The organism is uncultured Campylobacter sp., assembly GCF_938045405.1.
GTDB lineage: Bacteria > Campylobacterota > Campylobacteria > Campylobacterales > Campylobacteraceae > Campylobacter_B.
Window position 1 is genome coordinate 1 of record NZ_CALIMW010000006.1, and the last position, 13,756, is coordinate 13,756.

At 48.6% G+C, this 13,756-nt stretch carries 18 protein-coding genes; 12 read left to right on the top strand and 6 right to left on the bottom strand.

Going from position 1 to position 13,756, the window contains the following annotated elements; genetic code table 11:
* The 6 genes from Q0140_RS00130 to tpx all read left to right on the top strand — a co-directional run.
* A partial coding sequence (locus Q0140_RS00130; protein WP_297960308.1) for a hypothetical protein occupies positions 1 to 449 on the top strand: 449 nt, incomplete at its 5' end.
* Between the two features lie 46 nt (positions 450 to 495).
* Positions 496 to 885 carry a DoxX family protein gene (locus Q0140_RS00135; protein ID WP_297902891.1) on the top strand — a complete coding sequence of 130 codons (390 nt, stop codon included), beginning with the start codon at positions 496 to 498 and terminating at the stop codon, positions 883 to 885.
* An 83-nt stretch (positions 886 to 968) separates the two neighbouring features.
* Positions 969 to 1,343 (top strand): 30S ribosomal protein S12, encoded by a 375-nt coding sequence (rpsL, locus tag Q0140_RS00140; RefSeq protein WP_005872613.1) that lies wholly within the window; start codon positions 969 to 971, stop codon positions 1,341 to 1,343.
* Positions 1,344 to 1,412: 69 nt separating this feature from the next.
* Positions 1,413 to 1,883 carry a 30S ribosomal protein S7 gene (rpsG, locus tag Q0140_RS00145; RefSeq protein ID WP_177386837.1) on the top strand — a complete coding sequence of 157 codons (471 nt, stop codon included), beginning with the start codon at positions 1,413 to 1,415 and terminating at the stop codon, positions 1,881 to 1,883.
* 9 nt (positions 1,884 to 1,892) lie between these two features.
* Entirely contained in the window at positions 1,893 to 3,968 is a 2,076-nt protein-coding gene (fusA, locus tag Q0140_RS00150) for an elongation factor G (protein WP_291939378.1), read from the top strand.
* A gap of 624 nt (positions 3,969 to 4,592) precedes the next feature.
* A complete protein-coding gene (gene tpx / locus Q0140_RS00155; protein ID WP_297960312.1) occupies positions 4,593 to 5,123 on the top strand; it encodes a thiol peroxidase in 531 nt (176 codons plus the stop codon).
* Between the two features lie 8 nt (positions 5,124 to 5,131).
* On the opposite strand, the gene Q0140_RS00160 is transcribed toward tpx, so the two are convergent.
* Together Q0140_RS00160 and Q0140_RS00165 are read right to left on the bottom strand one after the other, a co-directional pair.
* On the bottom strand, positions 5,132 to 5,293 hold the full coding sequence (locus Q0140_RS00160; RefSeq protein WP_297960315.1) for a hypothetical protein: 162 nt from the start codon (positions 5,291 to 5,293) through the stop codon (positions 5,132 to 5,134).
* A gap of 456 nt (positions 5,294 to 5,749) precedes the next feature.
* Positions 5,750 to 6,490 (bottom strand): DUF4272 domain-containing protein, encoded by a 741-nt coding sequence (locus Q0140_RS00165; protein WP_297960317.1) that lies wholly within the window; start codon positions 6,488 to 6,490, stop codon positions 5,750 to 5,752.
* Positions 6,491 to 6,842: 352 nt separating this feature from the next.
* On the opposite strand from Q0140_RS00165, the gene Q0140_RS00170 reads away from it, so the two are divergent.
* The 3 genes from Q0140_RS00170 to Q0140_RS00180 all read left to right on the top strand — a co-directional run bounded on the left by Q0140_RS00170 (position 6,843) and on the right by Q0140_RS00180 (position 8,060).
* A complete protein-coding gene (locus tag Q0140_RS00170) occupies positions 6,843 to 7,001 on the top strand; it encodes a hypothetical protein (RefSeq protein WP_297960319.1) in 159 nt (52 codons plus the stop codon).
* A gap of 32 nt (positions 7,002 to 7,033) precedes the next feature.
* Positions 7,034 to 7,408, top strand: a complete 375-nt coding sequence (locus Q0140_RS00175; protein ID WP_297960322.1) for a hypothetical protein — start codon at positions 7,034 to 7,036, stop codon at positions 7,406 to 7,408.
* 70 nt (positions 7,409 to 7,478) lie between these two features.
* Complete coding sequence (locus Q0140_RS00180; protein WP_297960325.1) at positions 7,479 to 8,060, top strand: nitroreductase family protein; 582 nt, start codon at positions 7,479 to 7,481, stop codon at positions 8,058 to 8,060.
* 109 nt (positions 8,061 to 8,169) lie between these two features.
* On the opposite strand, the gene Q0140_RS00185 is transcribed toward Q0140_RS00180, so the two are convergent.
* The 3 genes from Q0140_RS00185 to Q0140_RS00195 all read right to left on the bottom strand — a co-directional run bounded on the left by Q0140_RS00185 (position 8,170) and on the right by Q0140_RS00195 (position 10,755).
* Positions 8,170 to 8,313, bottom strand: a complete 144-nt coding sequence (locus Q0140_RS00185; protein WP_297921257.1) for a hypothetical protein — start codon at positions 8,311 to 8,313, stop codon at positions 8,170 to 8,172.
* 840 nt (positions 8,314 to 9,153) lie between these two features.
* Positions 9,154 to 9,987 (bottom strand): dipeptidase PepE, encoded by an 834-nt coding sequence (pepE, locus tag Q0140_RS00190; protein ID WP_297960328.1) that lies wholly within the window; start codon positions 9,985 to 9,987, stop codon positions 9,154 to 9,156.
* Positions 9,988 to 10,218: 231 nt separating this feature from the next.
* On the bottom strand, positions 10,219 to 10,755 hold the full coding sequence (locus Q0140_RS00195) for a hypothetical protein (protein WP_297960331.1): 537 nt from the start codon (positions 10,753 to 10,755) through the stop codon (positions 10,219 to 10,221).
* A gap of 148 nt (positions 10,756 to 10,903) precedes the next feature.
* Here Q0140_RS00195 and Q0140_RS00200 point away from each other — a divergent pair, with 148 nt between their 5' ends.
* The 3 genes from Q0140_RS00200 (at position 10,904) to Q0140_RS00210 (ending at position 12,680) form a co-directional block, all read left to right on the top strand.
* Complete coding sequence (locus Q0140_RS00200) at positions 10,904 to 11,161, top strand: MGMT family protein (RefSeq protein ID WP_297960334.1); 258 nt, start codon at positions 10,904 to 10,906, stop codon at positions 11,159 to 11,161.
* A gap of 675 nt (positions 11,162 to 11,836) precedes the next feature.
* Entirely contained in the window at positions 11,837 to 12,196 is a 360-nt protein-coding gene (locus tag Q0140_RS00205) for a hypothetical protein (protein ID WP_297960337.1), read from the top strand.
* Positions 12,197 to 12,431: 235 nt separating this feature from the next.
* Positions 12,432 to 12,680 carry a hypothetical protein gene (locus Q0140_RS00210; protein ID WP_297960340.1) on the top strand — a complete coding sequence of 83 codons (249 nt, stop codon included), beginning with the start codon at positions 12,432 to 12,434 and terminating at the stop codon, positions 12,678 to 12,680.
* A 98-nt stretch (positions 12,681 to 12,778) separates the two neighbouring features.
* Here Q0140_RS00210 and Q0140_RS00215 read toward each other — a convergent pair.
* The coding region (locus Q0140_RS00215; protein WP_297960343.1) for a methylated-DNA--[protein]-cysteine S-methyltransferase at positions 12,779 to 13,756 on the bottom strand (978 nt) is incomplete at its 5' end.

A 13,756-nucleotide genomic window follows, 5' to 3' on the forward strand; every position in this document is an offset into this window, starting at 1 on the left:
GTGAAAAGGCGCTGCATTATTATCTGATCAGCGAAATTCAACAGGTTTATCGCTCCCAAGGCGTCGTAATTAGCGACAAGCATATCGAGATCATCGTATCTCAGATGCTCCGCCAAGTCAGAATCGTCGATAGCGGCGATACTCAGCTTATCGTCGGCGATCTGATCAGCCGCCGCAGATTTAGAGAAGAAAACGAGCGCATTATGAAAATTGGTGGTGAACCTGCGATCGCGGAGTCCGTGCTGCTGGGCGTAACTCGTGCGGCCGTAGGAAGCGATAGCGTCATTTCGGCGGCATCCTTCCAAGAGACTACGAAGGTTCTAACCGAGGCTAGTATCGCGGGTAAATTTGACCGATTGGAGGACTTAAAAGAAAACGTGATTTTAGGTCGCATAATCCCGGTCGGAACCGGTCTGTATAAAGACAAGGAAGTTAAACTTAAAAAATAATTTAGGGCAAAAAGCCCTAAATTTACCTAAATTTAAAGGATGAGACATGAATATGATTAACATAAATTTCGGTCTGTTGTTTATCAGGTTGGGGCTTGGAGTTTGTCTTTTAATGCACGGAATTTTTAAGCTTACTCACGGTATAGACGGCGTAAAATCGATGCTGGTAGCCAGAGGAATTCCGGATCTGGTGGCTTACGGCGCATACGTAGGCGAGGTGCTGGCGCCCGCGATGATAATCATAGGCGTATTTTGCCGCATAGGCGCTCTGCTTGTGATCGCAAACGTGCTCATGATAATTTATGTCCTGCACACTCCGTTGGGTGCGCTTACCGGCGTGGGCGGATTTGAGCTGGAAATCGTATATCTGTATCTCTCTGCCGCGATCTGCCTAGTAATCTGCGGCGGCGGAGAGTTTGTACTGATTAGAGATTAAAATTTAGTTAAATTTACGTTTCTGTAAGTTTAAACAAAGTATAATCCAAATCTTTTTGAATAAATTTTTGTGAAAGGAAAGATGTGCCAACTATAAATCAATTGGTCAGAAAAGAGCGCAAGAAGATTACCGAGAAATCGAAGTCTCCGGCGCTAAAGAATTGCCCTCAACGAAGAGGAGTTTGTACTAAGGTCTATACCACGACCCCTAAAAAGCCAAACTCAGCGCTTCGTAAAGTTGCCAAAGTAAGGCTTACTAGCGGATTTGAAGTCATCAGCTATATCGGCGGTGAAGGTCACAATCTACAAGAGCACTCCATCGTGCTAGTTCGCGGCGGTCGCGTAAAGGACCTACCGGGCGTTAAATACCACATCGTCCGCGGTGCGCTTGATACTGCAGGCGTTGCTAAACGAACCGTCGCAAGATCAAAATACGGTGCTAAACGACCTAAAAAATAGTTTAGCCGAAACAGACCGGCACTAGATTTTGCCGAGTTTGAGTAAAATTTTAAAATTTGAAGGAATAAAATGAGAAGAAGAAAAGCTCCCGTTAGGGAAGTTATGCCTGATCCGATTTATGACAGCAAAGTAATCACAAAATTTATTAATTCGCTTATGTTCGACGGCAAAAAGAGCGTCGCTACCGAGATTATGTACGGCGCCTTAAATTTCATCGACAATAAAGGCGGCGAGAAGAAAGGTATCGAAATTTTTAACGATGCCATCGATAATGTTAAGCCTTTGATGGAGGTAAAATCTCGTCGTGTAGGCGGCGCTACTTACCAGGTTCCGATCGAGGTCCGACCGGCTCGCCAGCAGGCTTTGGCTATTCGCTGGATCATCTCTTTTGCAAGAAAAAGAAGCGAGCGCACGATGATAGAGCGCCTGGCTTACGAGCTTATGGACGCCGCAAATTCTAAAGGCTCTTCGTTTAAGAAGAAAGAAGACACCTATAAGATGGCGGAAGCCAATAAAGCTTTTGCGCATTATCGTTGGTAGGAGGGCGTCATGGCAAGAAAAACCCCTTTACATATGGTTAGAAATATCGGAATTGCCGCTCACATCGACGCCGGAAAGACGACTACGAGCGAAAGAATTCTATTTTTTACCGGCATGAGTCATAAGATTGGCGAGGTTCACGAGGGCGCCGCTACTATGGACTGGATGGAGCAAGAGCGCGAGCGCGGCATCACGATCACGTCTGCGGCAACTACCTGCTTTTGGAATAATCATCAGATAAATTTGATCGACACTCCGGGTCACGTTGATTTTACTATCGAAGTCGAGCGCTCGATGCGCGTTTTAGATGGTGCGGTAGCAGTATTTTGCTCTGTAGGAGGCGTTCAGCCTCAAAGCGAGACCGTTTGGCGTCAAGCGAATAAATACCATGTTCCACGCATCATTTTCGTAAATAAGATGGACCGCGTCGGCGCAAATTTCTATAATGTCGAACAGCAGGTAAAAGATAGGCTCAAGGCTCATCCAGTTCCTATTCAAATTCCGATCGGCGCTGAGGACGATTTTAAAGGCGTTATCGATTTAGTCACTATGAAAGCGCTCGTTTGGGACGATAGCAAGGGTCCTTCTGCTCCTGAGATCGTTGAAATTCCTGCCGAGTTACGAGAAAAAGCACAGGAATATCGCGACAAGATGATTGAGGCGGTAGCAGAGACTGATGAAGCTTTGATGGAGAAGTATTTTAACGGCGAAGAGCTAAGCGTAGAAGAGATTAAAAAGGGCATCAAGAAAGGCTGCTTAAGCCTAAGCTTCTTTCCTATGCTATGCGGTACCGCATTTAAAAATAAGGGCGTGCAGCCTTTGCTAGATGCGGTCGTAGATTATCTACCTGCGCCTGATGAAGTGCCTGCGATTAAGGGTCAGTATGAGGATGGCAGCGAGGTTCACGTAAGTTCTACCGACGAGGGCGAGTTCGCGGGTCTTGGATTTAAGATTATGACCGATCCTTTCGTAGGTCAGCTTACCTTTGTACGCGTTTATCGCGGTGTTTTGGAAAGCGGCAGCTACGTCGTAAATACCGGCAAAGGCAAAAAAGAGCGCATCGGACGCTTGCTAAGGATGCACTCGAATAAACGCGAAGAGATCAAAGAGCTTTATGCGGGTGAAATCGGCGCCGTCGTGGGTCTAAAAGACACTCTTACTGGCGATACGCTAGCTAGTGAAAAAGATAAAGTAATTTTAGAACGTATGGAATTTCCTGATCCCGTTATCAGCGTAGCTGTAGAGCCTAAAACCAAAGCCGATCAAGAAAAAATGGGTATCGCGCTTCAAAAATTGGCGCAAGAAGATCCAAGCTTCAGGGTTGCGACCGACGAGGAGAGCGGACAGACGATCATTTCGGGAATGGGCGAATTGCACCTTGAGATCATCGTAGATAGAATGCTTAGAGAATTTAAAGTAGAGGCCGAGGTCGGACAGCCGCAGGTCGCATATCGCGAGACTATCCGCAAAACGGTCGAGCAGGAGTACAAATACGCCAAGCAGTCGGGCGGTCGCGGTCAATACGGTCACGTATTTTTGCGCCTAGAGCCTTTGGAGCCTGGCGCCGGATATGAGTTCGTAAACGATATTAAAGGCGGCGCGATTCCGAAAGAATACATCCCTGCAGTCGATAAGGGCTGCCAAGAGGCGATGCAAAACGGCGTTTTAGCGGGCTATCCGGTCGAGGACGTGCGCGTAACGGTCTATGACGGAAGCTACCACGAAGTCGATAGCTCCGAAATGGCATTCAAACTCGCCGCTTCTATGGGCTTTAAAGAGGGTGCTAGAAAAGCAGGTGCCGTGATCTTGGAGCCTATGATGAAGGTCGAGGTAGAAACCCCTGAGGAGTATATGGGCGACGTCATCGGCGATCTAAATAAGCGCCGCGGACAGGTCAATAACATGAGCGAGCGCGGCGGAAACAAGATCATCGACGCATTTTGCCCGCTTTCGGAGATGTTCGGCTACTCGACCGATCTGCGCTCTCAGACGCAGGGTCGTGCGACCTATTCGATGGAATTTGATCACTACGACGAGGTTCCTAAAAACGTCGGCGAAGAGATCATCAAAAAGCGCAACGGCTAGGCTTAACGGGCGCTAGGGTGCGGCGATAGCTTTATCGCCAACCCCGGCGCTTCTTAAATTTTAAAACAGCACTTAAAATTTAACCCGCTTTACGAGCCGAAATTTAAACTTGAACTTTAGCCCCAAATAAATCAATCCATAAATTTTGATTTCTGTAGATTGCAAATTTAGATCAAAAAATTTCAATTAAATTTAAAAATTCAAAACATAACTTCAATGCTCCCATGATGCCGCGCCTATCATTTTACTAGAGATTTATTCATTCGCAGATAAAGCGCGTGCGGCGCTATCGCGCTTTGATTTATATTCACGGACAAAGTCGCCGCAAGCGGGATCGCGCAAATAGGGCGAAATTTTACCTTCGGCGTAGCCTTAAGGCGGAGCGCAACTATCATAGACCTATATCGGATCGCAATCACCAGTGCTTTATGCTAAGTCGCGGTATTTTCGGGGACTTTAATTGCACCGCCGCTTTACGCCGTAAAATTTTATCTTCGAGCAATCTACGCGCCGTTCATATAGGCCTAGCTAACACCCGAGCTCGCCTGTTCTCGGATTTAGCAGGCGTTTGCTTTCGCGGGCTATAATGCGCCCGTTTTAAATATTTCAAAACAAAGGAAAATTATGCAACAAACCAAATTGCAAGGCGTAAGCGTCGGTCTTTCGGGTAGCGAGCTTAAGCTTGGAGATAAGGCGCCCGAGCTCAGCCTAGTCGCGCCCGATCTTAGCGAGGTCAAAGTAGGCGGCGGCACGGGCAAGGCGCAGGTCATCATCGCCGTGCCGTCGCTGGATACGGACGTGTGCGCGACCGAGACGCGCAAATTTAACGAGCGCGCCGCGAGTATAAAAAATACCGAGGTTTTCGTGATCTCGATGGATCTGCCGTTTGCCGCGGGCAGATTTTGCTCGACCGAGGGGATCAAAAATTTACGCGCCCTAAGCGATTTTCGCGATAAGGAGTTTGCGCGCGCATACGGCGTGCTGATCGCGGACGGCGCGCTTGCAGGGCTAACGTGCCGCGCGGTTTTCGTCGTGGACACCGCGGGCAAGATCGCCTACAAGCAGATCACGGACGACATCGTAGATGAGCCCGATTACGACGCGGCGCTGAATGCGGCGGCGTTTGCGAGCGGAAGCGCTGCGACGCAGGGCTGATGCAATTTCTAGGTCTGCGGCGCAGACGTTCGCTCGCTTAAATTTAGCGGGCTTAAAATACGCGGACGGGCGCCTTGCTCGCCCGCAACTTTAAATTCTAAAATTCCACGGCGCTCTGAAATTTGGCAGGCCGCGTCTGAAATTTCAGCGGATCTGCGCCCGTGATCCACCTTGCGCAGTTTACAAGAAAAATTTTAAAATTTTAATCCCCAATTGATTCATAAATTCTCACATTCGGTATGCTTTTCGATCCGTCGGCACATATTTTGGATTTAGAAAAAACAGCGCGCGATCGGGTTTTAAATTCCGATCTTATGCTTGCAGTTGTGGGTACGACGATGCAAAAATAGTTTCTAAATTTGAGTACAAAGAAGGAGTGTAAGCGGCGGTGCCGCAAAGCTAAACAAGGCGCGGATAAAATTTGCGGGCGGAGCGTGTATGTAAATATGTAATCGAGCAAATTTTAGACGCAACGACGTATAGCAAAGAGAAAAAACGCGGGAATTAAGGCGAAGTATTTTTCGCTTAAACGAGGCGAAATTTGATTTTTAGGTGTAGGCCAGGCAGATAGCCTGCCGAGCCTGAAAATTAAATTTCAACGAAGTATAAGCAGAAAAAGACAAGCGCTAAGTATTCAAGTCCGGATAATCCCACGCATTATATTCATCCGTCAGATTATCATTTTCGTCCCCCTTGCAGCACAGCCACTCTAGCCCGCCGCGCCTCTCCATCACGACCTCTTCATCAAGCCCCGCGCAGTCTGAGCCGTGCACGCGGGCATTGACGCACGCCCAGTGGTAGCGGTAGATGAGATCGAGCGCCTGCAAAATTTCATCCGTGCCCCGCAGCTTCACGCGCGCTGAAAAATCGCCGCCAAAGGTGTCCATCACAAAGGCGCAGTCGCAGATCTCGCTCGGAAATCTTAGCTCCTCTACGAGCCCCATCGCCCACATCAGCGCCCACAGCGACTCGTATTTCCAGCCCATATTTACGGCCTCGTCGCGGCTTGCCTCGCCCTGCGTGACGCGGCGCTCCATACGCGTGAGCTTGTCCATGCAGCCGTAGCGGTTCGTAAGAAAGCCCTGCGCACCCTGCTTATCCTCATCCGCGAGCTTGCCCTCGTCTCTGATCGAGCAGGCGCACATTATCGCCGCGTACGAGCAGATCGCGCGAGCGATAACCTCGTCCTTTTCGCGCGGGGAAACCTCGCTCGTCTCGTATCGCAGCGGCAGATGGTCAATGTACGGCACGCCCTGCGATTTTAAAATTTCGATGCTTATATCCTTGCGCTCCTGCGCGGTCTTGCCGATCTTTGCGGCGTTTGCGCTATTTTTGTCACCTTTTTTGAAAAAATCTGAAAACGCCATGAGCTCTCCTTAAAATTTTAAACGTATTTTAAAACAATCGCGCAAAATTTCAGCTTACGGCGGCGGGACGGATTTTTTAAATTTAAGTTCAAACTGAGCTTTGCAAATCGGACGGAAATTCCGTACCTCATCTTGTTAATTTATACGGCGCCGTTCAGGCTCGTCAGTGCCCGTAATAAGGCAATGAAAAAGGATCGTTCGCGCCGCAAGAGGGCGGCCGAATTATGGTAAAATTCGGCAAATTTAATGCAGGAGCGGCGAATGGGACGGCAGATAAATTTTTAAAATCGCAAAAGAACACACTAAGAAAACATTCGCTCGCTAAAATCCATCCAAAATTTTAAGGCGAAAAGTGCCACAAAGGAGAAAAAATACAAATCTACGACATAACGTAACTGCAGGCAGAGGCGAGCAAAAGTCTATGGACGAGTACCGCGGCAAGGTGTTGCTAATCGCAAATACGGCCAGTAAATGCGGCTTTACGGACCAATACGAGGAGCTTGAGGCGTAAATCAGGAGTTTAAAGACAAGGGGCTTTGCGTGTTGGGCTTTCCTAGTGATAATTTCGCTCATCAAGAACCCGATGACGACGAGACGATAGAGCAAAATTGCAAGCTAAATTTTGGCGTAACGTTTGAGCTATTTAAAAAAGGCAACGTGCGCGGCGAGAGTGCGATAGAGCTGTTTAAATTTCTAACTTCAAAACAGGGATTTAAAGGCTTTAATGCCGCCCATCCGTTAAGCGCAAAACTTGAAGAATCGCCAAAAAGCAACTTCCCCGAAATTTTAGAAGGCGACGGCGTGAAATGGAATTTTACGAAATTCGTAGTGGATAGAAACGGCGAGGTAGTAGCGAGATTTGAGCCGACGGCTAGCTTTGAACAGATAAAAGCGTGCGTGAAAAAGATACTAGGCTAAACGGCTGCTTGCGGACGCTTGAGTAAAGCGCGGCGAGCCTGAAATATAAAATCAAATTTAAGGAGAGAAAATGCAACTACTCGAAGCTATGAAAAAGCGTCGAAGCGTGCGCGAATTTAACGCCGAAGTCCCGTCAAAAGAGGAGATCCAGGCGATTTTGGTGGCAGCGTATCTGGCGCCCGCTCTTTTTACCACGAAGGACGCTCACATAAGCGTTATTACGGACAAAGATCTTTTGCGCGAGCTTGATGCGGCGGCCGTTAAGAAATTCGGCAAAATGCTTGAAAATATGGGGATGAAAACCAAAACTACGCTTTACGGCGCGCCCGTTCTTATCTTGCTTTCGGGTAAACTCGCGACGGAACTGCCGAAGGAATGCGAAGGCGCCAAGCTTGAAAACCTACACCGCGGGATTTACTGGGCGATGGGTTCTGTGATGCAAAATATGCAGCTTCGCGCAACCTCGCTTGAGCTTGCCTCGTGCCCGATAAATACAGTCGTCGTTACGCTTTTTGACGAGCCTATTCTCGCAGCTCGTGCGGGCATCCCCGAGGGATACTCGCCGCTTTGCTCGCTTGCGATCGGTAAAAGCGACGCTAAATGCGAGGAGCGTAAGCCTAGCTGCGATCATTATAAGGTTAGCTATATTTAATTTGCTTGTGCCCTGCCGTTTAAATTTGCGCCTGCAACGAAGCCTAATGTGGCGTCTGAGTGGATACGTTCATAGTGGCTAAACGCTTAAATTTGCAGGCGTTTTAAATTTATAGCCCTTTGCGAGCCGTCTGCGAAGCGGCGCAAACTAGCGGTGGCGAAAGCAGCTTTGAGATCGTGCGGCTTACGATGTGGCGGAGCGACCTTTTGCTTGCATGAAGGCCTTGCGCGAGCGATGCCGCCTTTTCTTGCATAATCAAGCCGTTTAAACGGGAAAACAATTAAATTCTAAAAGCGCGCGTGATTCAAGCAGCGCTTTTTTTGCGTAAGCGCCGCCTTTGCTCGCGCTAGCGATGCCGCTCGTTTACAGCGTCGTAATATTCGGCAGTTTGTCGTCGTTTGGATCAAATTTTAAAATTTTACCGTCCGCGCAGCGCTTCGCGTAAAAATAATCTTTGTAAAAATAAGCGCCGCAGCTAAGCCCGCGACCGATCGCTTCGTCGTTTTTGAATTTATTTCCGGAGAAAATTTCCCCAAGTAGCCGCGCTCAGATTTTTTGCGACGAGTCGCAGCGCGATCATCTCTATAGCTTCTTGCGTCTCTGCTCGCCCGTGCCTTCTATGATGCTTCGATACATATCGTCGTAAAATACCTTTGCAGGCAATTCGGGCTCTTGCGGCGATTCCAGCGAGATAAAAAATTTTAAGCTTTGCCTCAGGTCGGTTAAGTTTTGGAGGTCATTCGAACCTGTTTTGGCGGCGCCATAGGCGCTCTTTTTTTACAAATATACCATCCCGCTGCAGGCTGCAAGGATATCTGCGATATATGGGATAAAAGTAGCATAAGAAAGTGGACACGGGGCATTTTATCTGCGTTTTAAATTTTACTCTTTATGGCTTCAGGGGTCGCGCGCCGCTTTAAATCGATGCTTATCTTTTAATCGCGCGTCCGCATAAGCAAAGCGCGCTTTGCTGCGTAAATTTTAAAAGCGGCGCCCGAATTTAGCCGAGCGCCGCAATTAAAATTTAACCGATTTGCGCATTCAAACGAGCAGTGCCGTCTGGCACCTCTCGGTTAAATTTAAGCGGGTGCGATCAATACTTAAACGAGCTGCCCGGCTCGATCAACTTAACCTTTTGTTTATAATTCATCTTTAGCACCGCAGCAGGCCCTAGCACGGTCGCCTTCTCGCCCTCAAGCCAAAACGCCGTACCCTCCGGCATCGCATAAACCGTCGATTTTTGATTAGCGATCAAAAATTCCTCCAGCCTCTCCTCTCTGCTCTCGCCGTTGTGCCCCGCAGGCTTGCCCGAGATGAAGTGCGGATTGATCTGGTACGGGAAAATATTAAAGGTATTAAACGACTCAGGCTCGATGATCGGCATATCGTTCGTCGTCATCATCGTAGCGCCTGCGACGTTCGAGCCCGCGCTCCAGCCGATATACGGCGTGCCGTCCTCGACCATTTTGCTAATCAGAGCGATGAGCTCGTTTTCGTACATATCGTGCACGAGCTTGAAGGTGTTGCCGCCGCCTACGAATATGCAATCCGCGCTCGCGACTTCCTTCGCGGCGTTTTTAGCGTGATGGACGCCGACGATGTTTAAGCTTAGGCTCGCAAGCGCCTCTTTGACGCGCTTTTCATATTCGTCGTAGCTCCTGCGTAGGCTCGCGTAAGGGATGAAAACGATCTTTTTGCCCGCGAGGTTGTTCTCCTGTGCAAATTTACCGATCCACGCCACCGCGTGCGATAGATACTTCGTGTCCTTATAGCCCGAGCTTGAGAGCAGCAGCGCTCTTTGCTTGCTATGATCGCGCTTTGAGAGCTTAAACGCCTTTTCGCTCGCAGCTAGTTCGCTCGTACCGAGCATCGCAGCACCCGCCGCCAAAGCGGCTACCTTTAGTATGTCTCGTCTTTGATTTTGCATCTTTTCTCCTTTAAATCAAAGTTGATATCTGTTTTGAAATTATATTCCTTTACATATAAAGAGGGGCTGAATATTCGGTTTAAATTTCGCTTGCGCGAAGGCCTCGGCAAGGTAAAATTTTAAAACTACCAAATTTTGAAATTAGGCGAGGCGTCGCGCTGTAAAATTTTTAAAGCGCGATTAAATTTAATGAAATTCAGGGCGCCGGCATGAGGTTAAATTTAGTGAAATTTACGCTTCGGCTTTCGGGGTATATGAGCCCGTATTGAAAAAATAGCATACCCCAAAAACTATTCCGCAAATCGGCGCTACGATTAAGGCGTACAAAAATATATGAGCTGCGGCGCCTTCCAATATCCCGGTAAAAATCAAGGTCGGATATAAAAGCAAAACTATACTGGCAAAATTTTCTATCGTAAAGACCAACAAACTATCTCCTTGATCCTTGATAAAAAGGTTGCTGTATCGCTTAGTCTTAGTGTATTTCAAAAAACAGATCGTCGCACATATAGGCAAAACTATTATCGCGACATCACGAATATCTTTAAAAATTTTAGACGACGATTCTATACCGATATTCGAAAAAAGCAAATCAAGAAAAAACATTAGCATTAGCGAGAAATAGATGGTTGTAGCCGCCGACGAATAATACCCTATAATCACGCGTCTAATAAATCTATGCATATCGTATCGCTTCTTTAAATTTTCAGGGATAGCGGCAAATTTCTCGTCCAGCTCTTTTGTGTCTGATTGAAATTTTTTATCCACAGCTCACTCCTTTTAAAGCGCTAAATTTTAGAAATTATATCGAATTTGGCGCTGCAAAGCGGCTACATTTAGGTCTAAATTTAAATGCGAAAAAGTATAATCGCGCCATGGTTTTGACGAAAAATTTGATCTATGAAATTTTACCTTTGTGGGGGAGATCCCCGCGGGCAGGGTCGTTAGCTACGGACAGATCGCACGCCTGATAGGCATGCCCGCTCACTCGCGGCTTATGGGGCGCGTGCTCTCGCAAGCAGAGCTTTACGGCGATTATCCTTGCCATCGCGTCGTAAATCATGCCGGCGCCTTGGCTGCGAGCTTTGCGGCTCAGCGCGAACTGCTAGAGGCCGAAGGTGTGGAATTTAGAGGCGGGCGCGTCCGTATGAAAAAGCACTGCTGGGAGTGCTAGGTATAGAATTTTAATCGCCCTATAAGTAGCCCGGCATAGAATTTGCGGATCGTTTGAAGCGTGAAATTTTAAATTGTCCGCGACATGGAATTTTAATTTATAAAATTTTAGATCTGCACCGATTTAAGCGGCGTAGCAGCGGTGCTGCCGACCGCTAAGAGCCTGCGAGCTTCATTTGTTTGTAGATGCGGCGCAAATCATCATGCGCGAAAAGATAAAATTCATCTTTTTTGCGCGGCGGTTTAAAACGCTAATTCAAGCGAGCTCCTGGGCAATCGGCCCCGCCGGAGTTTTACGAAGCAGGCGCGCCGCCGCCTATTGGTTTTTTCACCGCGAGCTTTGTCGCGCCCGTTTCGGCGCCGCTTGTAGATTTTAGCTATCGTAAATTTTGACCCAAAAAGGCAAATTTGGCCGCTAATTTTAGTCAAATTTAAGCTCCTTCGCGAAAAATGCGACGCCGTTTTTTAAAAGCATATAAAAATGCCTAGCAAATTTAACGCGCTCACCGATCCGATATTTAAACTCGCAAGCCAAATTTATCCTCAGGATGCGGGTAAATTTACCCTAAGTCTGAAAGCAAAAGACAAAATAAAGCCAAATTTAAGGCGTAAAGCATTGCTGAATATTAACTAAAACCGCATATAATCCGGACTCAAATCAATAAAAAAGGACAAAATGAATGAACTATCAAAACTCCCGACTCCCGATATCGCCGAGCACGGCGCGTTTTTCCCGTCGCCGTTTTCGCTGTCACAGTTTACGGCGCCCGTGAGCGATCTGGCGGATTTTAATTACGAGAAAAAATACGACGGCGATAAAAAAATCCTCATCATCGTGGCCGACGAGCGGTATTTGCTGATGGACAACGGGACGTTTTTCTCCACGGGCAACCACCCCGTAGAGACGCTCGTGCCGATGTATCATCTGGCGCAGGCGGGCTGGGACTTCGAGATCGCGACGCTCTCTGGAAATCCCGTAAAATTCGAGTTTTGGGCGATGCCTGCGAAGGACGAGCGGCTCAAGGGCTTTTTTTGAGAGCTACGCGACTAAATTTAAAGAGCCTAAAAAGCTCGCTGATATCGTAAAGAAGGGATTTGACGAGTATTTTGCGCTCTACATCCAGGGCGGTCACGGCGCGCTGATCGGGCTTGACGAGAGTCGCGACGTAAAGGCCGCGCTAAAATGGTTTCATGAGCAGGGTAAATACATCATCACGATCTGCCACGGCCCAGCCGGGCTGCTAGCCGCGGCGCTTGACGAGGGTAAGTTTTTGTTCGAGGGCTACGAGCTCGTGCTGCTGCCCGACGTCATTGACCGCACCTCGCCGGGTATTGGCTACATGCCGGGCCACCTGCGCTGGTATATGGGCTCGCGGCTAGCAAAACTTGGGATGAAAATCCTAAACGAAGGTATCGACGGCGCCGTGCACAAAGACCGCAACCTGCTCTCGGGCGATAGTCCGCTAGCAGCCAATAACCTCGGCAAACTGGCGGCTAGGACGTTTTTGGAGTCGCTGTAAATTTTACGCCGCTAAGGTCGGCATCTCGGCATAAAATTTTAATTTTTACGCGGCGGAAAAATTTAAAATTTCAAAGCGTGCCTGCTTCGGCTTTAAATTTAATGATCGCCGTCCTGCGCGCAGTGTAATCGTTTAAAATCGCCGCTCGCCTTCGATTTGCAAGCGATGCGCTGTGCAGCGTCTAAATTTAAGTATTCAAATTTTATCGCACTTTTGCGCGCGAGCATTAAAATCTTTTGTGGCCTTTTAAATTTGCCGCTTTGCGCCGCCGTGCTCTTCGCGGGCGTGAAAAGCCCTCGCATATCGACGCCTCCTGGCTGCAGCAGCTTTATTTTTCTATCGATGCCGCCTGCATAGCCCGTGAGGTTGCCGTGCGCGCCTATGACGCGGTGGCAGGGGATGATGATCGAGATTTCGTTGTGTCCCACGGCGCCGCCCACGGCTTGCGCGGACATCTTCGCTAGCCCGCGTGCCGCGGCGATTTCGCGTGCGACCTGCCCGTAGGTCGTGGTTTTGCCGTATGGAATTTTAAGCAAAATTTCCCACACGGCGCGCCTAAACGCCGAGCCCGCGGGATTTAGAGCAGGCGTAAAACCGGGCTCGCGTCCGCTAAAGTACAGATCGAGCCAGCGCTTGGTTTGATCGAAAACGGCCAGGTTTCCCTCATCGAAGTCCGCGCTTTGCTCGTTCGCGCAGAATTTTTTGCTCCCGCCTTGCACCGAAAGATCGGTCACGCGAGGTTTTTCGCCCGTGTCTTTAAGTGTAAAATCGCGCGCACAGAATTTTTCGCTCTCTATAAGTGTGTGCGCGCAGAATTTTCCGTCCACGCTGCTCGTAACTTCTGCGAAATCGCGCGTGTTATACTTTTCATCTGCGCCGCTTGTCGCTTCTACTGCAAAATCGCTCTTTGCGCTCTTTTCCTGTGCCATAATATCGCGCTGTGTTTCGCTCGCGGCGCGCTGCTCTTTTGCGAGCAGATCGGCGCCGCCCTGCTTTTTATCCGCGCTGCCCGTAGTTAGGGCATGCGCGTAGTATTTCTCACCCTCGAACCACAGCCCGCAAAGCCCCGCCCCATC